At 69.7% G+C, this 22925-nt stretch carries 19 protein-coding genes; 7 read left to right on the forward strand and 12 right to left on the reverse strand.

All coding sequences use genetic code 11. The features are described from left to right. Nucleotides 1–265: 265 nt before the first annotated feature. The 4 genes from VFX14_10080 to VFX14_10095 all read right to left on the reverse strand — a co-directional run bounded on the left by VFX14_10080 (nt 266) and on the right by VFX14_10095 (nt 5567). Nucleotides 266–2482, reverse strand: coding sequence for an amylo-alpha-1,6-glucosidase (locus tag VFX14_10080; GenBank protein ID HEU5190025.1), 2217 nt, complete (start codon nt 2480–2482; stop codon nt 266–268). Further along, nucleotides 2457–3521: a glycosyltransferase family 4 protein gene (locus tag VFX14_10085; GenBank protein HEU5190026.1), complete on the reverse strand. Its 1065-nt coding sequence runs from the start codon at nt 3519–3521 to the stop codon at nt 2457–2459. The genes VFX14_10080 and VFX14_10085 overlap by 26 nt, the downstream gene beginning before the upstream one ends. Before the next feature lie 115 nt (nt 3522–3636). Continuing rightward, complete coding sequence (locus VFX14_10090) at nt 3637–4620, reverse strand: nitronate monooxygenase (GenBank protein HEU5190027.1); 984 nt, start codon at nt 4618–4620, stop codon at nt 3637–3639. 71 nt (nt 4621–4691) lie between these two features. After that, a complete protein-coding gene (locus VFX14_10095; protein ID HEU5190028.1) occupies nt 4692–5567 on the reverse strand; it encodes a Ku protein in 876 nt (291 codons plus the stop codon). A gap of 138 nt (nt 5568–5705) precedes the next feature. Here VFX14_10095 and ligD point away from each other — a divergent pair, with 138 nt between their 5' ends. Next, complete coding sequence (ligD, locus tag VFX14_10100) at nt 5706–8291, forward strand: DNA ligase D (GenBank protein ID HEU5190029.1); 2586 nt, start codon at nt 5706–5708, stop codon at nt 8289–8291. Here the strand turns inward: ligD and VFX14_10105 are convergent. The 7 genes from VFX14_10105 to VFX14_10135 all read right to left on the reverse strand — a co-directional run bounded on the left by VFX14_10105 (nt 8288) and on the right by VFX14_10135 (nt 16092). Further along, a complete protein-coding gene (locus VFX14_10105) occupies nt 8288–9007 on the reverse strand; it encodes a DUF72 domain-containing protein (GenBank protein ID HEU5190030.1) in 720 nt (239 codons plus the stop codon). The genes ligD and VFX14_10105 overlap by 4 nt on opposite strands. A 31-nt stretch (nt 9008–9038) precedes the next feature. After that, nucleotides 9039–9398: a hypothetical protein gene (locus VFX14_10110; protein HEU5190031.1), complete on the reverse strand. Its 360-nt coding sequence runs from the start codon at nt 9396–9398 to the stop codon at nt 9039–9041. A gap of 146 nt (nt 9399–9544) precedes the next feature. Next, a complete protein-coding gene (locus VFX14_10115; GenBank protein HEU5190032.1) occupies nt 9545–11095 on the reverse strand; it encodes an ABC transporter substrate-binding protein in 1551 nt (516 codons plus the stop codon). A 41-nt stretch (nt 11096–11136) separates the two neighbouring features. Next, nucleotides 11137–11844, reverse strand: coding sequence for an ABC transporter ATP-binding protein (locus tag VFX14_10120; protein ID HEU5190033.1), 708 nt, complete (start codon nt 11842–11844; stop codon nt 11137–11139). 5 nt (nt 11845–11849) lie between these two features. After that, a complete protein-coding gene (locus VFX14_10125; protein ID HEU5190034.1) occupies nt 11850–13826 on the reverse strand; it encodes a branched-chain amino acid ABC transporter ATP-binding protein/permease in 1977 nt (658 codons plus the stop codon). A 5-nt stretch (nt 13827–13831) separates the two neighbouring features. Further along, nucleotides 13832–14770 carry a branched-chain amino acid ABC transporter permease gene (locus VFX14_10130; GenBank protein HEU5190035.1) on the reverse strand — a complete coding sequence of 313 codons (939 nt, stop codon included), beginning with the start codon at nt 14768–14770 and terminating at the stop codon, nt 13832–13834. Between the two features lie 56 nt (nt 14771–14826). Then, nucleotides 14827–16092, reverse strand: coding sequence for a branched-chain amino acid ABC transporter substrate-binding protein (locus VFX14_10135; protein HEU5190036.1), 1266 nt, complete (start codon nt 16090–16092; stop codon nt 14827–14829). Between the two features lie 135 nt (nt 16093–16227). Between VFX14_10135 and VFX14_10140 the strand changes: the two genes are divergently transcribed. From VFX14_10140 to VFX14_10150, 3 genes are read left to right on the forward strand one after another with little or no spacing between them, the layout of a single operon-like run. Continuing rightward, nucleotides 16228–17070: a DUF1989 domain-containing protein gene (locus tag VFX14_10140; protein ID HEU5190037.1), complete on the forward strand. Its 843-nt coding sequence runs from the start codon at nt 16228–16230 to the stop codon at nt 17068–17070. Then, nucleotides 17063–17659, forward strand: a complete 597-nt coding sequence (locus tag VFX14_10145; protein HEU5190038.1) for an urea carboxylase-associated family protein — start codon at nt 17063–17065, stop codon at nt 17657–17659. Before VFX14_10140 ends, VFX14_10145 begins: the two co-directional genes overlap by 8 nt. 11 nt (nt 17660–17670) lie before the next feature. Continuing rightward, complete coding sequence (locus VFX14_10150; protein ID HEU5190039.1) at nt 17671–18051, forward strand: hypothetical protein; 381 nt, start codon at nt 17671–17673, stop codon at nt 18049–18051. 36 nt (nt 18052–18087) lie between these two features. Here VFX14_10150 and VFX14_10155 read toward each other — a convergent pair whose 3' ends face one another. After that, a complete protein-coding gene (locus VFX14_10155) occupies nt 18088–19329 on the reverse strand; it encodes a Zn-dependent hydrolase (GenBank protein HEU5190040.1) in 1242 nt (413 codons plus the stop codon). 42 nt (nt 19330–19371) lie between these two features. On the opposite strand from VFX14_10155, the gene VFX14_10160 reads away from it, so the two are divergent. Genes VFX14_10160 through VFX14_10170 form a run of 3 tightly spaced genes read left to right on the forward strand, consistent with a single transcriptional unit; the run spans nt 19372 to nt 22921 of the window. Beyond that, nucleotides 19372–20598 carry a M20/M25/M40 family metallo-hydrolase gene (locus VFX14_10160; protein HEU5190041.1) on the forward strand — a complete coding sequence of 409 codons (1227 nt, stop codon included), beginning with the start codon at nt 19372–19374 and terminating at the stop codon, nt 20596–20598. Further along, nucleotides 20553–21731, forward strand: a complete 1179-nt coding sequence (locus VFX14_10165) for a threonine synthase (protein HEU5190042.1) — start codon at nt 20553–20555, stop codon at nt 21729–21731. The genes VFX14_10160 and VFX14_10165 overlap by 46 nt, the downstream gene beginning before the upstream one ends. A gap of 44 nt (nt 21732–21775) precedes the next feature. Next, nucleotides 21776–22921, forward strand: a complete 1146-nt coding sequence (locus VFX14_10170) for an acetate/propionate family kinase (GenBank protein ID HEU5190043.1) — start codon at nt 21776–21778, stop codon at nt 22919–22921. Nucleotides 22922–22925: the final 4 nt, after the last annotated feature.

Raw genomic sequence — 22925 nt, forward strand, 5'->3', positions numbered from 1 at the left:
CGAGTGAAAGGCGACGAGGACGGTTACGGGCGCGGGATCGGCTGCGGTCGCCGGGCTACCACAGAGTAGAAGAGCAACGCCCGCGAAGAGGACGCCGGTGCTCATCAGGAATCCCTGTCGCGTCATGACTCCTCCGTCTCCGTGGTGAACGGAGCGCTCAAGTCCCTGTGCCGCTGTCAGGTCTGCGACGTGCCCTCCCTCTGGGTGCGGCCCGTCGTCGAGTCTTCGCGCCCCTGATGGGTCGGCCGCCGCGCCGTCCTTCGTCCTAGCGGCGGACGACCAGCTCCAGGTCGCCCTCGCGCGCGAGCAGCTCGACGGCGGCGCCCTCGCGGCCCTGAACGGCCCGGAGGGTCACGCGTGACTTGCCCACCCGCAGGTCATGCACCTCGAGGTACCTGAGCCAGGGCGGGAGCCCCGGCCGATCGAGGGTGAGACGATTCTCAGCGGCGGATGGCTCGAGCCCCAGCATCCCCGCGACGAGGTGAAAGACGACCCCCGCCGACCACGCCTGCGGCTCGCACGCAACGGGATACCGCGTGGGACCGTGGCCGGGCTCGCGGGCGAACCCGCAGAAGAGCTCGGGCATGCGGCAGCCGGAGAAGTTGAGGACGGCCTCGAACAGGGCGGTGGTGAGCTTGAGGAACGGATCGAGGAATCCGTACCGCCGCATCCCGACCGCGGCGAGAGCGGTGTCGTGCGGCCACACCGAGCCGTTGTGGTAGCTCATCGGGTTGTAGAGCCGCTCGCCGAGGGCGAGGGTGCGCAGGCCCCAGCCGCCGAACATGTCGGGCCTCATCAGGCGTTGCGTCACGGTGTCGGCGCGCCCCGGCGCCACGATACCGGTCCAGAGGCAATGGCCGGGATTGGACGTGACGACGCGGCTCGGATCGCCCTGCCCGTCGAGGGCGAGGGCGTAAAACCCGTCCTCCCCCTTCCAGAAGTCCGCCTCGAAGCGTGTCCGGAGCCGCTGGGCGCGCGCGCGCAGACGGGCGGCGAGGTCGGCGCGCTCGATCTGCTCCGCCACCGTCGCCGCGCCCTCCAGGGCCGCGAACTGATAACCCTGGACCTCGACGAGCGCGATAGGAGGAGGGGCGAGCTCGCCCGACGCATGCATGATCGCGTCGTGGGAATCCTTCCAGCCCTGATTCTCGAGCCCCCGGGGCGACTGGCGCTCGTACCGCAGGTAGCCCGGCTCCTCTCCGGTCCCGAAGCCGGCCATCCAGCCGAGCGCGCGCTCCACCGACGGCCAGAGCTCGCGTGCGAGGTCGAGATCACCGGTCCACCTCACATAGTCGGCGAGGAGCATGACGAAGAGCGGGGTGGCGTCCACGCTGCCGAAATATGGGATGAACGGGACTTCGCGGCAGACGGCCATCTCGCCGAGGCGGAGCTCGTGCAGGATCTTGCCCGGTTCCTGGTCGGTGAACTCGTCCTCGACCCGCGCTTGGTGCCGCGCGAGGAAGCGCAGGGTACCGCGGGCGATCTCGGGCTCGAACGGCAGCATCTGCATTGCGGCGATGAGGCTGTCCCGGCCGAACGGCGCCACGTACCACGGAATTCCCGCGTAGGGCACGGGGCCGTCCGGGGACGATGTGACGAGCAGGTGGAGGTCGTCCCGCGCCCGGTCCACCCAGCGATGGAATCCCTCGTGATCGGAGGCGATCCGGGTGGTGTCCCGGCGCAGGCCGTCGACCACGGCCGACCGGCGAGCGTGGGCCTGGGCGCAGCTCAGGGGGGGCGGACTGAGCGAACCACCCGTGATGGCTGAGACGCTCACCGCGATCTCTACACGAGCCTTCGGCTCCAGCCGGATGAGGTACCGCGCCGATGCTGGCTCCAGCCGCGCCGGAACGGGGTCGAACTCGAGCCGGCTGGTGCGGACTATCTCGTCCCGGCCGCGATAGGACAGGCTGACCTCCCCTCCCCCGACCGACGGCGGCTGGCTGACCCCGCGTGCGGGCCGGCGATGGCCGCGCACTTCGAAGAGGTCGGCGAAGTCCGAGCCGAAATCCCAGGTCAGGGCGATCTCGTGCCGCTCGCGCGCGTAGCTCTCCAGCGTCACGAGCTGGTAGAGGCACTTCTCGAAGATGGTGAGCCGGCGGGAGATGCGGACCATCCGGCTCGGCAGCGTGACGCGCTCGCCCTCCACGAAGTCTGGGTTGGTGAGATCGATCGCGCTTTCCCAGCTCTCGCCCCCGAGGGTGGCGTTGAGCAGGATCGGCGGCCGGCCGTGCACGCGGAGCTCGAGGCGCTGCAGGAATCGGGTGTCGTCGGCGTAGAAGCCGAAGGAGCCCTCGGGAACCGCGGGCATGTCGCCGCGCCGGTCGGCGACGAGGAACGCGCCGTCGTGCTTGAGGACGAGCTTCGGCTGATCCGCGACGGCCGCCGCCGCCAGGATGTGGTATTCGCGGTCGACGTTGGGGTTGGCGTCGTCGGGGAGGCGACGGCCGCGGCGGTCAGAGCGTCCGGTAGATCGCCTCATAGTCGTCCACCATACGCTCCACTGTGAACCGTCGCTCGAACTCGCGGCGGCAGACGGCACGGTCGATGGCGTCGATATGTTTGACCGCCGCGGCCAGCTCCTCCGCGGTGTCGCCGATGAGTCCCGTGCGTCCGGACTCGAGGATCTCGGGTACGGAGCCCATCGGACGCGCGATCACCGGCGTGCCGCAGGCCATGGCCTCGATCATGACGAGGCCGAAGGGCTCGGGCCAGTCGATGGGGAAGAGGAGGGCGAGGGCGCCCCCGAGGAACTCGGACTTGTCGTCGTCTCCGATCTCGCCGACGAGCTCGACGAGCGGATGCCGGATGAGCGGCTCGATCTCGCGCTCGAAGTACTCGCGGTCGGCCTCGTCTACCTTGGCCGCGATCTTCAGGGGAACCCCCACCTGCTTCGCGACCTCGATGGCCAGATCCGGCCGCTTCTCGGGCGAGAGCCGGCCGAGAAACGCGAGGTATCGCCCTCCCTGTCGCGAGAACCTGTAGGCGTCTCGAGGCAGGCCGTGATAGACGGTGCCGAGCCAGTTCAGGCCGAGGTGCCGGAGCGGTTCACGCTGCGCGTCGCTGATCGAGATCAATGGAACATGGCTGAACTGGCGGAAGACCGCCTCCTGCTCCGGCTGGTCCAGGCGACCGTGCATGGTGTGGACCGTCGGCGTGGGGCCGAACTGGCCGAGGGGGAACGCGAGATAGTCCATGTGACAGTGGATGAGGTCGAATTCACCGGCGCGCTCGGCGACCTGGCCCAGCTCGATGACATGAGGACCCAGCTTGTCGTGCGCGTCCGGGTTCAGCCGCAGCGCTTTCTCGGCGGGGGCGACCAGCTCCGCGTCGGTCTCGGAGTCGCCGCTCGCGAAGAGGGTCACCTGATGGCCGCGCCGGACCAGCTCTTCCGTGATGTAGCCGACGACCCGCTCGGTCCCGCCGTACAGCGCCGGCGGCACCCGCTCGTAGAGGGGCGCCACCTGCGCGATCCGGAGGCTGCCCGCTACCGCGTCTCCTGTCGCTTCATGGTCGGCCACCGCGTCCCACCTTGATCGGCATGATTTATAGGTTCGACGAGCCTCTTTGCCCGTGCAACGCTCATCGAATTCTTTGTACCATGGGCGCGCGCGCGGTCAACTGCGTGCTGCTCGGCTAGCCGAGAACCGTCGTCGCGCGCTCACGCAGGAGTCGTTCCGCGCCGTCGCAGATGCCCTGGATCACCTCGGCGACGGTTCGAATGCCCTGAATGGATCCCGCCGACTGCCCCATCCCGATGGGATGCACGTCGGGATCGCGCTCGGCGGCCAGACGCGGAGGATGCTGCGCGGCCAGCTCCGCCCGGCGCTGGCGCACCTCGGCCTCGCGGCCATGCCATTCGCGCGTGATGCGGTTGATGCGGGCCCGGCCCGCGATCCCCGCGGGGAACTTCAACTCGTACATGATGTCGTAGACCTCGGTGTACACAGTGTCCTGCCCGTCGCTTTCGACGATGCACTTCTTGTATGCCTCCGAGACCCCGACGGCCTCGTGAGTGGTCAGGAGCGGCGTGCCGATCCATGCCCCTTCGCCACCGGCCGCGAGCACGGCGGCGAGCGCGCGGCCAGTGGCGATGCCACCGGAGGCGATCACGGGCGTGCGGCCCGCCATGTCGAGGACCTGGACCAGGAAGGGAAGGGTGCCCAGCCGCCCCGTGTGGCCTCCGGCCTCATGGCCCTGGGCCACCAGGACGTCGGCGCCCAGGGACAGCGCCAAGCAGGCTCCGTCCGGCGTCTGCACCTGGCAGATCACCTTGGCCCCGATGGCCTTGGCCTGAGCGACGTACGGAGTGGGGTCGCCGAACGAGAATGCGAAGATCGGTATGCGCTCCTCGACACAGACGCGAAAACTCGCCTCGTGTCGGGGAATCTGTTCAGTGATGAAGCCCACGCCGAATCGCCCGTTGGTGTGAGACCGGGCGAACCGGATTTGCTCACGAGCCCAGTCGGGGCCGGCGGGATGGATAGCGCCGAAGAGGCCGAGGCCTCCGGCGGCATTCACCGCGGCGGCGAGGCGCCCATCGGTGGCGCCCCCGGCGAGCGCCGCCAACGCGATGGGGTGTGAAAGTCCGAACAGTTCGGTGAGTCGGGTCTTCAGCATGGTGGACCCTCCGCATCCGGGACTGGTTCGTTGAGGCGTGCGACAGTCGCGACGCCGCGCGGCGGCGGACGCTACTTCTTGCCGCCCTGGGCCTTGCGGGCGGCTGGGGGCGCGGCGGCGGGGCGCGCGCCCTTCTCGACGACCTTGACGGGGGGCTTGCGGGGGACGCCGGCGGCGCGCTTGGCGAGGCTTTCCTTGAGCGCGTCCATCAGGTCGATGACCTGGCTGCGCGGGGCTTCGGAGGCAGCGAGCGTGACCTCCTTGCCCTCGACCTTCTTGTTCACCATCTCGAGCACGCGCTCGCGGTACTCGTCCTTGTACTGGTCCGGCTTGAACTCGTCCGTGGACAGCTCGTCGACGAGCTTGCGGGCGAGCTCGCCCTCGCGCTCGGCGATCTTTGCGGACTTGCCCTTCTCGATCTCGCCGAAGTCACGCACCTCGTCGGCGAAGTACATGGTGTGGAGCATGAGGCCGTCCTGGGCGGGCCGGATCAGGACCAGGCTCTCCTTGCCGCGCATGATGTAGCGCGCCACCGCCACGCGATCGGTCTTGGCCATGGTCTCGGCGAGGAGGCGATACGCCTTGTCGCCGCCCTTGTCGGGGCCGAGGTAGTACGTCTTCTCGAAGTAGATCGGGTCCACCTGATCGAGTGGCACGAACTCCGCGATGTCGATGACCTTGGAGTCCTCGCCCTCGAGCGACTTGAGCTCTTCGTCGGTCACCCGCACGTACTGGTCCTTGGCGAACTCGTAGCCGCGCACGAGCTCGTTGCGCTCCACCGTGGTCTGGTCGACGGGGCAGAACGTCTGCTGCTTGATGCGCGAGCCGCACTTGGCGTGGAGCATGTTGAAGGCCACGTTCTGCGACACCGCGGCGGAGTAGAGCTTCACCGGGATGGAGACCAGTCCGAAGGAGATGGTGCCCGACCCGAGCGAATGCGGCGGCATGATCGTGCTCCTCCTGTATGGTGTGAGCTGGATCGATTTGACGGTAGCACGCGCATCAGGAGGGTTCAAAAGCTTGGCGGGTGATCCGAGGGCGTCAATAGGTAGCGGAGCCGCTCGGCGGAGGCCGCGACGGATGGTATGAGCACGCCCTCGCGCGAGCTCGACGCGTATCGCGCGAAGCGCGATCCCGCGCGCACGCCCGAGCCGTTCGGCGGCCGGCGCGCCGCGGGCAGCCGGCTCTTCGTGATCCAGAAGCACGCCGCTCGGCGCCTTCACTACGACCTTCGGCTCGAGATGGACGGCGTGCTCAAGAGCTGGGCGGTGCCGAAGGGCCCGTCGACGCGGCACGGGGAGAAGCGCCTGGCCGTGCACGTCGAGGATCACCCGGTGGAGTACGGCGATTTCGAAGGCGCGATCCCCGCCGACAACTACGGTGCCGGCTCGGTGATCGTGTGGGATCAGGGATGGTATCGCCTGGTCAAGGGCGACGATCCGCTGCGCGAGCTCGCGCGCGGAAAGATCGAATTCGAGCTCTTCGGCCTCAAGCTGCGCGGGCGCTGGACGCTCGCGCGCATGGGCGGGAGTCGCGCGGGCGCCGAGGGCAAGGACTGGCTCTTGCTGAAGGCGCCCGACGCGTACGCCGACGGTGACGAGCCGGTCGAGCGCGCCCCCGAGTCCATCTTCTCCGGGCTCACCGTGGAAGAGATCGGCCACGAGGCGGAGAAGCGCCGCGCCCTCGACGCGCTGCTCGCCTCGCTGGATGCGCCCGTCGGCGAGGTCTCGGCGCGCCGGCAAGGCCTGATGCTGGCGACGCTGGTGGAGGCGCCGCCTTCCGGGAAGGGCTGGCTCCACGAGATCAAGTACGACGGCATCCGCGTGCTCGCCGAGCGCGCGGACGACGCGGTCACCCTCTATGGCCGGAGCGGCGACACCATCACCACGCGCTACCCCGAGATCGCGCGTGCGCTCCGCGCGCTGCCGGTGCCCCGCTTCGTGATCGACGGCGAGATCGTGGCCCTGGCCGAGGACGGCCGGCCGAGCTTTCAGCGGCTGCAGGCGCGCATGCACCTCACGCGCACCGACGACATCGACGCGGCCCGCGCCGCGGTGCCGGTGACCGGCTTCTTCTTCGACTGCCTCGCCGCGGACGGGCGGGACCTGCGGCGCCTGCCGCTCCGCGATCGCAAGCGATGCCTCGCGCTGCTGGTGCCGGCCCGGGGGGTGGTGCGCTACTGCGAGCACGTGGAGGAGAACGCGGGCGCCTTCCTGGAGGCGGTGGACGAGCTCGGGCTCGAGGGCATTGTCGTCAAGCGCGGGGAGAGCCGCTACGTGGGCGGGCGCTCGCGCGAGTGGCTCAAGGTGAAGTGCCAGCGCCGCGGTGACTTCGTGGTCGGCGGCTTCACCGCGCCCCAGGGCTCGCGGAGCCACTTCGGGGCCTTGCACCTCGGCCTCTACGACGACGGGCGGCTCGTCTACGTCTCCAAGGTCGGAACAGGCTTCGACGAGGCTCGTCTCGCCGACATCGCCGGACGCCTCGCGCCGCTGATCCGGCCGACCTCGCCCTTCGCCACAGGCACGCCGACGGGACGCGGCCATCGCTGGGTCGAGCCTCGTCTGGTCGCGGAGGTGCGCTACACGGACTGGACGACCGACGGCGGCATCCGCCATCCGGCCTTCCTGCGGCTGCGCGATGACCGTCGGCCCGAGGACTGCCAGCGCGAGCACCCGCCCCGCGTCGCGCCCGCGGAGCCCGCACCGGTCGCGGCATCCGCGCCGGGCAAGCCATCCGCGAAGGACGAGCAGAGGGCGCCGACCCGGACGGCCCCCCAGATGGTGACCATCACGAATCCGAAGAAAGTGTTCTGGCCGGCGGAGGGCTATACCAAGGCCGACCTGGTCGCGTACTACGAGGCGGTGGCGCCGCAGCTCCTACCCTATCTCCGCGATCGTCCCCTGGTCCTCACCCGTTATCCCGACGGGATCACCGGCAAGTCCTTCTTCCAGAAGGACGCGCCCGATTTCGCGCCCGACTGGATCCGCACAGAGCGGATCTACTCGGAGGACACGCAGCGCGACATCCACTACTTCGTGGTGGACGACATCGAGTCGCTGCGCTACGTGGCGAACATGGGGACCATTCCACTCCACTTCTGGGGCGCGCGCGTCGGGCAGCTCGACCGGCCGGACTGGTTCAACCTCGACCTCGATCCCAAGGGCGCGCCGTTCACCGACGTGGTGGCGGTGGCGCGCATGCTGAAGGGGCTCCTCGATCGGCTGGAGCTGCCGAGCCACATCAAGACCTCGGGGGCGACGGGGCTGCACATCCTGGTGCCGCTGGGCGCCCGCTACACCCACGAGGAGGCGCGCACGTTCGCCCGGCTCCTCGCCACCCTCGGGGTGGAGGCGGCGGGCGGCATCGCGACCATCGCGCGCCCCATCCATGCCCGCGGCGGGAAGGTGTACATCGATTTCGGCCAGAACGGCCATGGCCGCACCATCGTGGCGCCGTACTCGGTCCGGCCGCTCCCCGGCGCCCCGGTGTCATGTCCGCTACGCTGGGACGAGGTCACGCCGAAGCTCGACCCGGCGCGCTTCACCATCAAGACGGCGCCGGCGCGCTTCGCAAAAATGCGCGATCCGCTCGCCCCCATCCTCACGCACCCCGGCATCGATCTCGCCGAGGCGCTCGCCCGGCTCGAGCGCGACGCTCCCTCGCGCGGCTAGGGCGCGGCGAGCAGCTCGGTGAGCTTGCGGGCCAGGGGCGGGCCGGTGGCGCCGTCTTCGTGCTTGAAGTAGACGAAGGCGCCCTGGGCGCCGAAGAGATCGCGGATGGTTCGCCCCCAGCGGCCGAGGTCTTCCGGGGCATAGTTCACCGCGCGGAGACGGAAGTAGCCCCAGTCAGCCGTCGCCACCGCGGGCGTCGGGCCGTCGTCGTGATCCACGATGCAGAGGGCGACGTTCCGCTTCCGCAGGAGCCCGTAGATTTCCTCGTCGAACCAGGTCGCGTGACGGAACTCGAACGCGGCACGCAGATCCGCCGGGATCAGCTCGAGCACGCCCTCCAGCCGCGCGGAGTCGCGCCGGAAATTCGGCGGGAGCTGGAAGAGCAGCGGCCCGAGCTTCGGCCCGAGCAGGCGTGCCATGTTGCAGAAGAAGCGAACAGGCTCCTCGACGTCGCGCAGGCGCTGGAAGTGGGTGATGCGCTGAGAGGCCTTCAGCGCGAACGTGAAGCCGTCGGGCGTGGCCGCCGTCCAGCCGTTCACCGTCTTCGAGTTCGGCAACCGGTAGAATGTGTAGTTGATCTCGACGGTGGGAAAGCGCTCCGCGTAGAAGGGCAGCATCTTGCTCGCGGCGAGGTCGGGTGGATAGAACGCGCCCTTCCACTCGGGATAGTTGTAACCCGAGGTGCCCACGAGGAAGCGCACGGCCGCCGCCGTCATGGCGTCAGCCTAGAGCCCGGGTGGGCGCCGGTCAAGGCGACGCCGGCGCGGCCGGCAGCCCCAGACGCCGGAGATAGTCCTCGAGAGTGGGCCCCCACAGGCTCGGGTGGAACACGATCTGATGCCCGTCGGAGCCGGGCGGCGGCATGAACTCGAAGAACGCGCCCGTGCCGCCCGCCGCGTGGAACGTGTCGAAGTTCCTCCGGCTGTGCGCGATCGGGTGGTAGGGATCCGCCTCGCCGTAGAGCCACAGCGTGTCCCCGCGATACGCGCCGCCGCGGCGGAACAAGCTCGCGTTGACGTCGGTGCGGCAGCGGAGCGCGCCGGACCATCCCCCGACGAAGTTGATCAAGGCCTTGAGCCCGGCGGGATGCTCGCCCGCGTACGCCACGCCCGCATGGCCAGACGAACCGCCTCGCCGTCCACCGTCACGGGAACCATGCGAAGCTCCTGGCCCGCGGCCGGGCAGGCCAGGAGGAGCACACCCGCGAGAACGGCGCCGCGCAGGGTCCGGGGCGAGGGCATGGCGGGGCTTCGCTAAGGATTCTTCAGCTTGACGTCCTCGTAGGCGGGGAAGGCATACATGGGAATCGAGTGGACGTGGTGCTCGGCCACCCGCGGCCCGATTCCGATGAGGATGCGCAGGTCCATGATGGGCGCGAACATCACGCGGTCGATGGTGAGCTGCTGGATCTTGTGCAGGATGGCCTCGCGCTTGGCGGGGTCGCGTTCGCGCGACTGCTGGACGAACATCTCATCGATGTCGGGGTAGCCCCCGTAGGCGTAGGGGCCCTTGGACGAGATGAAGGACTCGACGCGGCTGGCGGCATTGCCCGAGTTGCCCACTGCGGTCATGAAGAGACCGCGGAGCTTCTTCTCCTGCCAGGCCGCGTAGAACGCGGCACGCTCCATGGCCCGCATGCGGACGCGGATGCCGGCGGTGTTGAGGTTGTTCATGGCCGAGTCGCCCACCGTGGAGAAGCCCGGGATGGGGACGAAGTCCCCCGCGTCGATGCCCCGGGGATAACCGGCCTCCGCGAGAAGCTGCTTGGCCTTCTGCGGATCGTACGGATGCGGCGGCACCTGGAGCGCGAAGTCCATCACGCGCGGCACGATGACGCCGGCGGGCGGACAGAAGCCGAGGCATGCCGCCTCGTTGATGGACTTGCGGTCCAGCGCGTAGTTGACGGCCTGGCGGAGGCGCTTGTCCGCCCACGGCGACTTGGGGTCCCACTGATCGGCGAACTCGATCCAGAAGATCGAGGCATGGCGCGAGTCCACCAGGCCCATCCGGGGATCGCGCTTCACCGCCTCGGCCTCCGGGCCGTCGAGGGCGATGGCGATGTCGGTCTCGCCGCTCTTGAGCATGGCCAGCCGCGTCGTGCTGTCGGGCACGCCCTTGAGCACGAGCTTCTTGACGTTGGGAATCTTCCGCCAATACTTTGGAAACGCTTCGAAGGTCATGTCGATGCCGGGGCGCTGGGACACGAGCCGGTAGGGACCGGCGCCGATCGGGCGCTGGCGGAATCCGTCGGGCCCGACCTGCTCGATGTACTTCTTCGGAACGACGATGCCCGCGGCGGTCGCGGTGGTCCCATAGAAGGTCATGAAGTCAGGCCACGCGTCCTTCAAGTAGAACCGCACGGTGAGCGGATCGACGATCTGCACTTCCCGCACGCGCGTCCGGAACTCGCGAGCGCCCGCGCCCTGATAGCGGTCGTAGCTGAACTTCACGTCGTCGGCGGTGATGGGATCCCCGTTGTGGAACGTGAGGCCGCGGCGCAGCTTGAACTCGTAGACGAGACCGTCCGGGCTCTCCTTCCACGACTCGGCCAGGCTGGGGCCCATCTTCTGCCCGCCGGGCAGCGGCCGGACGAGAGCATCGTGCACCGCGTAGAGCACACCGAACGGCGTGATCTGGGGGGGCGCGGTGGACGGATCGAGCCACGTGGGAGCGATGGTCACGTGGAAGGCCACCGTCAGCTCGCCGGCCGGCTCCTGCGCGCGAACGGGCGGAGCCATCGCAAGCAGCGCCGCGAGGGCGATGAGGGTCAGCAGACGCGGGAGCGATCCGGGTGTCGGACCCATGCCCACCTCCTATGCTCGGCGGCTACCCTAGCACGATCGCGCTACTTCTCGCCGAGGTAGGTCTTGCGGACGAGGTCCGAGCGGAGGAGCTCGCTCGCCGCATCGTGGACCACGATGCGCCCCGTCTGGATGACGTAGCCGCGGTGGGCGACGCGCAGGGCCATCCGCGCATTCTGCTCCACGAGCAGGATGGTCGTGCCCTGGCGGTTGATGTCCTGCACGATCTTGAAGATCGTCTCCACCAGGATGGGCGAGAGACCCATGGAGGGCTCGTCGAGCAGGAGCAGGCTCGGCCGCGCCATGAGGGCCCGCGCGATCGCCAGCATCTGCTGCTCGCCGCCGGAGAGCGTGCCGCCCTTCTGGCCGATGCGCTCCCTGAGACGCGGGAACAGCGTCAGCACGCGCTCGAGATCGGCGGCGATGCCGTCGTGATCGGCGCGGGCGAAGGCGCCCATCTCGAGGTTCTCCATCACCGTCATGCGCGGGAAGATGCGGCGGCCCTCGGGCGACTGCGCGATGCCCAGGCGCACGATGCGGTCGGTGGCGAGCCCGTCCACCCGCTGTCCGTTGAAGGTGACCGCGCCCTGGGCCGGGCGCACTGCGCCGAGGATGGTGCGCAGGGTGGTGGTTTTGCCGGCGCCGTTGGCGCCGATCAGGGTGACGATCTCGCGCGGCTCGACGGTGAGCGACACACCCTTGAGCGCCCGGATGCTGCCGTAATAGGTGTGGACGTCGGCGAGGGCGAGCATGCGACCTACCGCGTCCCGCTCGGCGCGATGGCTTCCGGCTCGTAGCCGGTCCCGAGATACGCCTCGATGACCCGGGGGTGGCGCTGGATCTCGGCAGGCGTGCCCTCGGCGATGCGCGTGCCGTAGTCGAGCACGGTGATGCGGTCCGAGATCGACATGACGACCTGCATGTCGTGCTCGATGAGCAGGACGGCCAGCCCCAGCTCGCGCCGCAGGAGGCCGATCAGCTCGGTCAGCGTGTCCGTCTCGCGGGGGTTCATGCCCGCGGTGGGCTCGTCGAGGAGCAGCAGGCGGGGCTCGGTGGCGAGCGCGCGCGCGATCTCGAGGCGGCGCTGATCGCCGTAGGGCAGGTTGCGCGCGAGGTCGTCGCCCTTGTCGCCGAGGCCCACGAAGGCGAGCAGGCTCTGCGCGCGCTCGCGCGCCCGCGCCTCCTCCGCCCGCACCGCGGGCGGGCGGAGCACCGCGCCCGGTACGGAGCTCTGGAGCCGACAGTGCTCGCCCACCAGCACGTTCTCGCGCACCGTCATGTTGGCGAAGAGGCGAATCGACTGGAAGGTGCGCGCGATGCCTCGGCCCACGATGGCGTTCGGACGCAGGCCGACGAGCGCGCGGCCCTCGAAGGTGATGGCGCCGCCGTCGGGGGACACGAGGCCCGTCACCACGTTGAAGAAGGTGGTCTTCCCCGCGCCGTTGGGGCCGATCAGCCCCACGATGCCGCCGCGGGGTACCACGAGGTCGACGTCGTTCAGCGCGACCACCCCGCCAAACCGCTTGGCGAGGCCACGCACCTGGAGAATGGGCCCCGCGCCGTCGCCGGCCTGCGCGTGGGCCCGTTCGCGGAGCCAGGCGGGAATGGCCTCGCTGCGCGGGGCCGCCGTCGGCGCGGGATCCACGCGATCGTCGATCTCGGCGGGCCGCGCCGGCTGGCGAGCCCGGCCGGCCAGACCCTGCGGCCGGAGCAGCATCACCAGCACCAGCCCCAGGCCGAAGAAGAACCAGCGCCACAGCGTGAGATCGACGGCGGCGAGCCAGGATACCCCGAGGCTCTTGCCGACCCATCTGGCGAGGAAGGTGGTTTCCGCGAGGATGACGCGATCGAAGACGGTGATGAGCATGGCGCCGAGGATCGCGCCGTGCAGGGTACCCGCGCCACCGAGCACCACCATGCACAGGAGCATGATGGAGACCTGGAACTCGAACGCGCCCGGGGTGATGGCCTGAAGCTTCGCCGCGTAGACCGAGCCGGCGAACCCCGAGAACGAGGCGCCCAGCGCGAAGGCCAGGAGCTTGGTGGTGATGGGATTGACGCCGGTGCAATCGGCGGCCGTCTCGTCCTCGCGAATGGCCATCCACGCCCGTCCCAGCCGCGAATCCTGGAGGCGGCTCATCGCCCAGAGCGAGAGCGCGCCGATGACGAGGATGAGGTAGTACCACGGCATCGGGTCGGTCTCGAAGGGCACGCCGGGGAGATACGGGCGGCCCACCGGATTCACGCCGTTCTCGCCGCCCGTGAGATTCAACCGCTCGATGGGCCGCCAACCGCCGATCTCGATGGTGATGTCGCCGAGGTTGCGGATGGCCACCGGGATGATCTCGCCGAAGCCCAGGGTGATGATGGCCAGATAGTCGCCGCGGACCCGCAGGGTCGGCGCGCCGATCAGCGTGCCGAGGCCCGCCGAGACCGCGGCGGCGAGCCAGATGCAAAGCCAGAAGCTCCACGCGTGCCCGTACAGGGGCGAGCCCAGCACGGGCGAGTTGAGGAGGCCCATCGCGTAGGCGCCGATGGCGAAGAACGCCGCGTAGCCCAGGTCGAGCAGGCCCGCGTAGCCGACTACGATGTTGAGGCCGAGGGCCAGGAGCACGTAGATCATCCCGTCCGACACGGCATGGACGGTCTGAAAGCCCAGGGCGCGGTCGATGAATGGATAGGCGACCACGAACGCGGCGAGCAGGATCATGCCCAGCGCGCGGCGCGCGTCCACGAGGCTCAGACCTTCTCGGGGGTGCGATCGCCCAGGAGGCCCTGGGGCCGGAAGACGAGGACGAGGATCAGGATCGAAAACACGATGGCGTTGGTCCAACGTGCCGAAATGTACTGATCGCTCCACGCGGAGAGAAAGCCGATCACGAGGCCGCCGAGCGCGGCGCCGGGCATGTTCCCAATGCCGCCCAGCACGGCGGCGGTGAACGCGCGGAGACCGGCCTGATAGCCCATCCACCACATGCCGATGTTGTAGTAGAGGCCCTGGATGAGCCCCGCCGCGCCGGCGAGGGCGCCGCCCACGAGGAAAGTGACGAGAATCGTTCGCTCCACGTCGATGCCCATCGCCTGCGCGGTCTCGCGGTCCTGGGCGGTGGCGCGCATGGCCTTGCCCCAGCGGGTGTGGGTCACGAAGTAGTTGAGGGCGATCATGAGGGGAATGGTCGCGCCGACGACGAGGATGTCCTTGGTGGTGATGAAGATGGCCGAGTCCACGCCGAACCACTCACGGAGGATGTCCACCGACGGGAACACGTCGGGATAGGCGATGGGCGCAGGGCCCTTCCACAGCAGCGCGAGGTTCTCGAGCATGAACGACACGCCGATGGCGGTGATGAGCGGGGCCAGCCGCGTGGAGCGCCGCAGCGGCCGATAGGCCACGCGGTCGATGGAGACGTTGATGACGGCGGTGCTCAGCATGGTCAGCACGAACACCAGGGGGAGGAGGGTGACGAGCTGCCACAGCCCGAGCGTGGAGGAGATGCCGAACAGGCTGAACCACGCCAGCGAGATGAACAGGCCCAGCATGAAGACGTCACCGTGGGCGAAGTTGATCAGCTCGATGATGCCGTAGACCATGGTGTAGCCGAGCGCGATGAGGGCGAAGACGGCCCCGCGAGTGAGGCCGTTGATGGTCTGCTGAACGAGAACTTCCCACCACTCCACGTCGAGATCCGATGAGGGAGGGGAGGGCCGCGATCCGGCCCTCCCCTCACTGGCGCTTACTCGAGGATGGTCTCGAACTGGAACTTGCAGCCGATGGGCCCCTCCGCCTTCACCGCCTTGAAGCCGGACATGGTGTCGTAGTCGACGTCGCCGTTCTCGTCGAAGCTCCACTTGCCGTTGATGCCTTCGTAGTTCTTGGTGGAGGCGATGGCCTTGCGCACCGCCTCGCGCTTCTCGGTCACGTCCTTGGCCTTCTCGATGGCGGGAGCGGCCTTTCCGATGGCCTGGATGATCACGCGGGTGCCCTCGGCGGCGTAGAGCGCGTAGGAGGTCGGCTCCTTGCCGTACTTCGTCTTGTAGGTCTCGTAGGTCTTGGCCCCGACGCCCCGCATCTTCTCGAAGGGCAGCCCCGCGAAGGTGACGCGCATGTCGGTGGCGAGCGCCGCGTCACAGGTGGCGCCCTTCAGCAGCTCCTCCTCGAGGAGGCCGTCCGGCCCCATGAAGCGGGTGCGCGGGGCCGTGAGGCCCACTTCCTTCATCTGCCGCACGACCACCTGCGCGCCGGTCTCGATGACGCCGCCCATGTAGACGAGGTCGGCGCCCGAGGCGCGCACCTTGGTGAGGATCGGCTTCTGGTCCGGCTGCTTCCAGTCGATGCCCTCGTTGGCGACCACCGTGAGCCCGATCTTCTTGGCGGTGGCCTCGAACACGTCGGCGATGCCCTTGCCGTAGAGCTCCTGGTCGTTGAGGAGGAACACCTTCTTCACGCCCATCCGCTTGGCCCACTTCGCGCCCACCGCGCCCTGGATGTCATCGGCGGGGATGGGACGGAAGTAGTTCACGAAGCCGCCCGGCCGGTAGATGTCCGGCTCGCCGGGCGCGGCCCCGCGCTTCTTGGTGAGGCCGGGGTAGGTGTTGGCGGGCGTGACCTGCGCCATGTGGGCGCGGTTCGTGATGGGGATGGAGACCTTCGCGGCGCCGGAGTTGTAGGTCCCGATGTAGACGATGGCCAGCGGGTCGGCCACCGCCTTGTTGGCGTTCTCCGCCTCGACCGCGCCGTCCCACTTGCCCGTCTGCGGCGAGGCGTCGTCGAGGTTGATGACTTCGAGGCAGTACCCTCCGGCGACTCCGCCCGCCTCCGAGACGGCCATCTCCACGCCGTTCTTCATGCCGGTGCCCTCAGGGAGCATGGCGCCCTGCATCGGCCACGATGTGTAGAGGCGGAGCTTGCCCTTCGGGCATTGCTGGGCCTCCGAGGGGAGTGTGAGGGCGACGAGGCCCAAAAGCGCGACGGCGAGGACGAAAAACCGCGAGACTCTCATGGTGGCCTCCCTGGTCGGCGGTAAGATCTTCGAGACCCGGGTCAAGTTCGCCGGTATGAGACTATGTCTTCCGCTCGATTGTCAACGGCTGATCGCCTGCTTGCTCGCTAGGCAGGCCGCCGGGGAGGAGACGCGGTGCCGTCACCACGCGTGATCTACGAGGCGAAGCCGGGCTCGCCGCTCGAGGTGGATCGGGCGTTCTACGGCCGGCTCGCCGCCGACACCCGCCGCACGCTCGTCGAGCGGTTCGTCGCGCCGCGCCGCTCCGGCCGCGCGTGGGTCGTTCGCGCGGGTCAAGTCTTTCGTATCGTTGCCGTCGAGGGCCCCCAGGTCGCCGACCTCAACGTGTGGAGCCTCGCCAATCCGCGCGAGCGCTTCTGGGCCTCGCGCACGCGCCAGCTCCACCAGGCGCATCTCTCCACGTTCGACCGGCTATGGTCGTGCCTGCCCTATCTGCGGCCGCTCCTGACCATCACCGCCGACACCATCCAGTACGGCATCGACGGCGACGGCGCCGGCTGCCACGATCTCCTCGGCACGCGCTGTGATCCCTACGTGCACAAGCTCCTGAACGGCGAGGAGTTCGATCTCTGCTGCCACTCCAACCTCGTCCGGGCGGTCCGGGGATTCGGCCTCGCCGAGTCCGACGTCCACGACGTGCTCAACGTCTTCCAGGTCACCGGCCTCACCGCGGACGGCCGCTACTTCGTCAAACCGAGCCCGGCGCGGCAGGGCGACTATCTCGAATGCTTCGCGGAGATCGACGTGCTCTGCGCGATCTCCGTGTGTCCCCACGGGGATCTCTCGGTGCCGGTATGGGGCCCGGACGCCGCCGACGCGCTCACGGTGTGCCGCCCGCTCGGCGTCGAGATCTGGCAGCCCGATCCGTCCCTGCTGCGCGAGTGGCGGCCCCTGCCGGTGTCCGACTATCACGGGGGCCACGCGCTGCGCGGCCCCGAGGACGCGTCCCGTGGCTGATCTCGTGACGATTCCCGCCCGTCGCGGCAAGGCCGCGCGCGTGCGCGCGGGCCAGCATGTGCGCGTGGTCAACACCCACGGGGTCCAGGTGGTGGACACCTGGGCGTTCAGCGCCGCCGATCCCACCGAGTGGATGGCGATGGACGCGAGCCGCGCGTGGTTCCTCAAGCTGGTTCCCGCGGTCGGGGACACGTTCCTCACCAACCGCCGTCGGCCCATCCTCACCCTGGTCGAGGACACGTCGGGCGGCGCCCACGACACCCTCATGGCCGCGTGCGACCGCGAGCGCTACGGCCTGCTCGGGGTGAAGGGCCACCACGACAACTGCCGCGACAACCTGCACGCGGCGCTGAGCGAGGTCGGCGTCGCGATTCCCGCCACGCCCTCGCCGCTCAACCTCTTCATGAACATTCCCTGGACGTCGGCGGGCGCGCTGAGCTGGGCGGAGCCGGTGTCGACGCCGGGCAGCTACGTCCGCCTCCGCGCCGAGATGGACTGCCTGGTGGCGTTTTCCGCCTGCCCCCAGGACATCCTGCCCATCAATGGGCGCACCGGGCAGACCACCGAGGCGCACTTCCAGGTCGAATAGGAGGCCAGGCCATGCCCAGTCGCCGGGGTCGTCTCGTGGGCGCGCTCGTGTTGATCGCGGGGTCCGTGATCGTCGCCGCGCCCGCCGGGGCCGTCGAGGAGATCGTCCGCATGGAGACGACCGTGGTGGACTGTCAGGACATGCTCCAGGGGAGCCTGGGCTGCAGGCGGTACATCCACGCCTACACGACCATCAATCCCAACCAGACCAAGGCGGGGCGAACGTTCACCGTCTACACCCAGGCGGAGATCGACGAGCGGCTCCAGAAGGTGAAGACGTCGATGGTCGATCCCGCCATCCAGGCGCTCGCCGAGGAGGTCGCCCAGCTCCGGCGCGCGCTGTCCGAGGTTCACGCCGTGTGCGCGGAGGCGCCGCGCCCGGCGAGCGACTGAGGGCGGCCGGACCCGGTCCCGGTGCGCCGTCGTCCCTCAGCGGTTGGCGCGCGCAAGCACCGCGTGGAGCAGCACGTTCACGCCCGGCGCGGTGTAATCCAGCTCGGCGTGCTCGGCCTCGTTGTGCGAGATGCCGTCGCGGCATGGCGTGAAGATCATCGCGGTGGGCGCGACGCGCGAGATGTAGTACGCGTCGTGCCCGGCCTGGCTCAGGATGTCCCGGTGCGGCACCCCGAGGGTCTGGGCGGCCTCGCGGACCAGGCGCACGCAGCCTGGATCGAAGCGCTCGTTGCCGAACTGCCACTCGCCGGCGATCCGCATCTCGACGTTGGCCCGGCGCGCGCAGTCGGGAATCGCCGCCTTCACCTCCGCGAGCATCTGATCCGCCACCGCGCGCTCGGCGTGGCGCACGTCGCAGGTGAGCTGCGCGTACTCGGAGAGGATGCCCGCCTTGTTGGGCCACGCGATCATGCGGGCCACCGTGGCCTTGCCTTCGGTCGGGTGATACCTCCACCCGATGTCGTTCACCGCGACCGCGAGCATGGCCGCGCCGACCAGCGCGTTCTTCCGCCGGTCCATGGGCGTGGGGCCGGCGTGCGCGGTCTCCCCGTGGATGTCCACGTGCATGCCGCGGGTGGCGTAGCCGCCGACCACGACGCCCACCGGGACGGTCTCCCGGTCCAGGATCGGCCCCTGCTCGATGTGGAGCTCGAAGTAAGCGTCGATGCTCCGCCCGCCCACCGCGGTCTTGCCGTTGTAGCCGATGCGCTCGAGCTCGGCGCCGAATCCCTTGCCGTCGTCATCGCGCAGCCCGAGCACCCAGTCGAGGTCGAACACGCCCGCAAAGGCGCCCGAGGCCACCATGGGCGGGGTGAAGCGCGCACCCTCCTCGTTGGTCCAGCACACGAGCTCGAGCGGCCGCTTCGTGCGCAGGCGCCGGTCGTCGAGCGTGCGCAACACCTCGAGTCCCGCGAGCACCCCCACGATGCCGTCATACTTGCCGCCCGCGAACTGCGTGTCGAGATGGCTGCCCATGAGCACGGGCGGCAGATGGTCCTCGGCGCCAGGGCGGCGCGCGAAGATGTTGCCGACGCGGTCAACCGTCACCGTGCACCCGGCCTCCGTGCACCAGGTGACGAAGACGTCGCGCATCTCCTTGTCCGCGTCGGTGAGGGCGAGCCGGCGGAGGCCGCCCGCCTTGCCGGGCCCGATCTCGCCGGAGCGCATGACGGTGCGCCAGAACCGGCCGGCGTCGATGCCGAGGGTCGTGTCGGCCATGTCGCTGGCAAGAATATCCCACCTGGGTTACAAAAAGGGCGGATGAGTGATCTGCGCAACGCGGTCCTGTCCCGCATCGACGACGAGGAGACCGTCGCGCTGGCGAAGGATCTCATCCGTATCCCGTCTTTCACCACCGAGGAGACGCCGTGCGCGGAGTGGCTCGCCGACTATCTGCGCGGCCAGGGCCTCGAGGTGACGCTCCAGGAGATCGAGCCGGGTCGCAAGCAGACCATCGCGCGCCTGCGCGGCTCCGGCGGCGGCACCTCGATCATGCTGAACGGCCACATCGACATCGATCCCCTGGCGGGCGGCTGGACGCGCGATCCCTTCGATCCCTGGATCGCCGACGGCAAGCTCTACGGCCACGGGATCTACAACATGAAGGCGGGCGTGACCGCCTGCATCATGGCCGGCCTCGCCCTTAAGCGGGCGGGCGCCCGGCTGCGCGGCGACGTGGTGATCGCCTGCGTGGCCGCCGAGCTCAACAGCGGGATCGGGACGCTCTACGCGCTCGGGCACGGCCAGCGCACCGACGTGGCGGTGGTGGCGGAGCCGTACGGGGCGCGGACGATCCTGACCAAGCACACCGGCACCATGGACGTGGTCATCCATACGATCGGGCGGGCCACCCACATCAGCAAGAAGGAGCAGGGCGTGGACGCCATCGGTTTGATGACACGGGCCATCGAGGCCATCAACCGCATGGCGTTCACCCACGTGTACGATCCGGATCTGCCCGGGCTCCCGCGGCTGAACGTGGGATCGATCATCGGCGGCCGCGGCCGCGATCACAACCTTCGCGGCGCCTACACGGTCAGCGATTTCTGCACTGCCTACGTGAACGTGCGGTTCAACGCCAGCCAGACCGGCGACACGGTGCTGGCCGACATCCGGCGTGTGCTGGACGGCCTCGCCGCCGCCGACCCCCGCTTCCAGTACGAAATCGAGTTCCCGCCGCTGCCCGCGCGGGGGCTGGGGCGCCTGGCGAAAGCCGCGGTCGACGTGCCGAAGACCGAGCCGATCGTGCAGATGGTCCGTCGGAATCTCCGTCAGATGACGGGCGCGGAGCCGGAGCACTTCGGCGTGCGGCTGCCCCAGAGCTATGCCGGCAACGACACCACGCATCTCTGGGCCGCGGGCATTCCCTGCTGCCTCTACGGTCCCGGGGGTGGCTACACGGACTATCACGACGTGCACGTCGAGCTCGCCGATCTCCACCTTTGCACGCGCGTCCTCGCCCTCACCGCCCTCGAGGCGGCCCTCTGAGCTACGTCGACCCGTCCACCGGCCGCACCTATCCGCTCGACGAGGCGCGCTGGCGCGGGGAGGGCGGCCACTACCTGAACCTGGAGCCGGCGCCCGGCCTCACCCGGCGCGACATCGACGGGTCGCGCTTCACCGTGTGGCGCTATGCGAAGGCGCTCCGGGTGGACGTCAAGGATGCGGTCAGCCTCGGCGAGGGCTGGACGCCGCTCGTGCCCGGCGAGTGGGACGGTGCGCCCGTGCAGTGGAAGCTCGAGCTCACCATGCCGACGGGCTCGTTCAAGGATCGCGGCATGACGGTGATGGTGAGCTACCTCAAGAGCCGCGGCGTCACGCGCGTGCTCGAGGACTCCTCGGGCAACGCCGGCGCGTCGCTCTCCGCCTACGCCGCCGCCGCGGGCATGGCCTGCCGCATCCTCGTGCCGGAGACCGCGTCCTACCCCAAGATCGCGCAGATCGCCGCGGCCGGCGCCGAGGTCGTGACGATTCCCGGCTCGCGCCAGGACGTGGCGGAGGCGGCGCTGCGCCAGAGCGCGGGGATCTTCTACGCGAGCCACAACTGGCAGCCGTTCTTCGTGGAGGGCACGAAGACGCTGGCCTACGAGCTGTGGGAGCAGCTGGGCTTCCGCGCCCCCGACAACGTGGTGGTGCCCCTGGGCTACGGCAGCAATGTGCTCGGCTGCGACCGCGGGTTCGGCGAGCTCGCGCGCCGCCATGAGATCGGCAAGGCGCCGCGCCTCTTCGGCGTGCAGGCGGCGAACTGCGCGCCCTACCACGCCGCGTTCCGGGCGGGCGCCGATCACCTCGTGCCGACACCGATCGCCTCCACCGTCGCGGAAGGCATCGCCTCGGCGAAGCCCACACGCGTGGCCGAGGTGCTCGCGGCGGTGCGGGGCTCGGGCGGCGCGATTGTCGCGGTGACGGAGGACGAGATCGTGGCCGCCCTGCGCGCCCTCGCCCGGCGCGGCCTCTACGTGGAGCCCACCGCGGCGGCGGCGGCCGCCGGGCTTACCCAGCTCCTCGCCACCGGCGTCATCGAGCGCGACGAGACCACCGTGCTCGTGCTCACCGGCTCGGGGCTCAAGGCCTCCGAGCGCATCGGCGAGCTGCTCGGCATCCGCGCGCCCCGCGGGTAGCCGCCGCGCGTTGCCGCGTTCCGCCGCGCTGGGTACCATGGCGCATGGCCACCGTCCTCGCCGTCAACGCGGGTTCCTCGAGCCTGAAGTTCGCCGCATTCGCGCCGGGCGATCCGCCGCTCCGGCGTGTCACGGGGAGCATCGATCGCATCGGCCAGCCGGCGGCCACGCTGACCATCGACGGCGGCGCGCGCCGTGAGGCGGTCGCGCCGGATCACGCCGCCGCGCTGCCCCTGCTCGTCGACGCGCTCGGCGCGCGTGGCATCACGGTGGACGCGATCGGCCATCGGCTGGTGCACGGGGGCCCGCGGTTCCTCGCGCCCACTCGCGTGTCGGGAGAGCTCCTGGAGGAGCTACGGCGCATCAGCCCGTTCGATCCCGAGCATCTCCCCGCCGAGATCGCCCTGATCGAGGCCTGTGCGCGGCACTTTCCCGGTCGCCCGCAAGTCGCGTGCTTCGACACCGCGTTCCATCGCGACCTGCCACGGGCGAGCCGCCTGCTCGCCATCCCCCGGAAGTACGAGGCGAAGGGTATCTGGCGCTACGGCTTTCACGGGCTCTCCTACGCGTACCTCACGCGCGCGCTCGCCCGCGAGCCGGGGGGGCTGCCCGCGCGGCTCGTCATCGCGCATCTCGGCAACGGCGCGAGCATCACCGCCATCCGCGACGGCAAGAGCGTGGACACCACGATGGCCTTCACGCCCACCGCGGGCCTGCCCATGAGCCGGCGCTCCGGCGATCTCGATCCCGGCCTCGTCGCCTATCTCGCGCGCACGGAGGGGATGACCACGGAGCAGTTCCACGAGATGGTGAACACGCGCTCCGGCCTGCTCGGGATCTCGGAGACCAGCGCGGACGTGCGGGATCTCCTTGCCCGGGAGGGCGCGGACGTCCGCGCCGCCGAGGCGCTCGCCGTCTTCTGTCAGGCCGTACGCAAGACGATCGGCGCCCATGCCGCGGTGCTGGGCGGGCTGGACGCGCTGGTGTTTGCGGGCGGTATCGGCGAGCATGGCGCGGTGATCCGGGCGCGAGCGTGCGAGGGACTCGGGTTCCTCGGGATCGTGCTGGACCCCGCGCGCAATGCCGAGCACGCCGGCCTCATCTCGACGGGGCGGGTGGCGGTCCGGGTGATGCGAACCGATGAGGAGGTCGAGATCGCAGCCTCGACCTGGGAGGTACTGGGCTCATGATCAG

It is taken from the genome of Candidatus Methylomirabilota bacterium, assembly GCA_035764725.1.
Lineage (GTDB): Bacteria > Methylomirabilota > Methylomirabilia > Rokubacteriales > CSP1-6 > DASRWT01.

Excerpts from the sequence above, each read along its gene's own strand:
- VFX14_10080 (HEU5190025.1), bottom strand. The coding sequence starts at position 2,482 with ATGAGGCGATCTACCGGACGCTCTGACCGCCGCGGCCGTCGCCTCCCC.
- VFX14_10090 (HEU5190027.1), bottom strand. The coding sequence starts at position 4,620 with ATGCTGAAGACCCGACTCACCGAACTGTTCGGACTTTCACACCCCATC.
- VFX14_10095 (HEU5190028.1), bottom strand. The coding sequence starts at position 5,567 with ATGCCGCCGCATTCGCTCGGGTCGGGCACCATCTCCTTCGGACTGGTC.
- ligD (HEU5190029.1), top strand. The coding sequence starts at position 5,706 with ATGAGCACGCCCTCGCGCGAGCTCGACGCGTATCGCGCGAAGCGCGAT.
- VFX14_10105 (HEU5190030.1), bottom strand. The coding sequence starts at position 9,007 with ATGACGGCGGCGGCCGTGCGCTTCCTCGTGGGCACCTCGGGTTACAAC.
- VFX14_10115 (HEU5190032.1), bottom strand. The coding sequence starts at position 11,095 with ATGGGTCCGACACCCGGATCGCTCCCGCGTCTGCTGACCCTCATCGCC.
- VFX14_10120 (HEU5190033.1), bottom strand. The coding sequence starts at position 11,844 with ATGCTCGCCCTCGCCGACGTCCACACCTATTACGGCAGCATCCGGGCG.
- VFX14_10135 (HEU5190036.1), bottom strand. The coding sequence starts at position 16,092 with ATGAGAGTCTCGCGGTTTTTCGTCCTCGCCGTCGCGCTTTTGGGCCTC.
- VFX14_10150 (HEU5190039.1), top strand. The coding sequence starts at position 17,671 with ATGCCCAGTCGCCGGGGTCGTCTCGTGGGCGCGCTCGTGTTGATCGCG.
- VFX14_10155 (HEU5190040.1), bottom strand. The coding sequence starts at position 19,329 with ATGGCCGACACGACCCTCGGCATCGACGCCGGCCGGTTCTGGCGCACC.
- VFX14_10160 (HEU5190041.1), top strand. The coding sequence starts at position 19,372 with ATGAGTGATCTGCGCAACGCGGTCCTGTCCCGCATCGACGACGAGGAG.
- VFX14_10170 (HEU5190043.1), top strand. The coding sequence starts at position 21,776 with ATGGCCACCGTCCTCGCCGTCAACGCGGGTTCCTCGAGCCTGAAGTTC.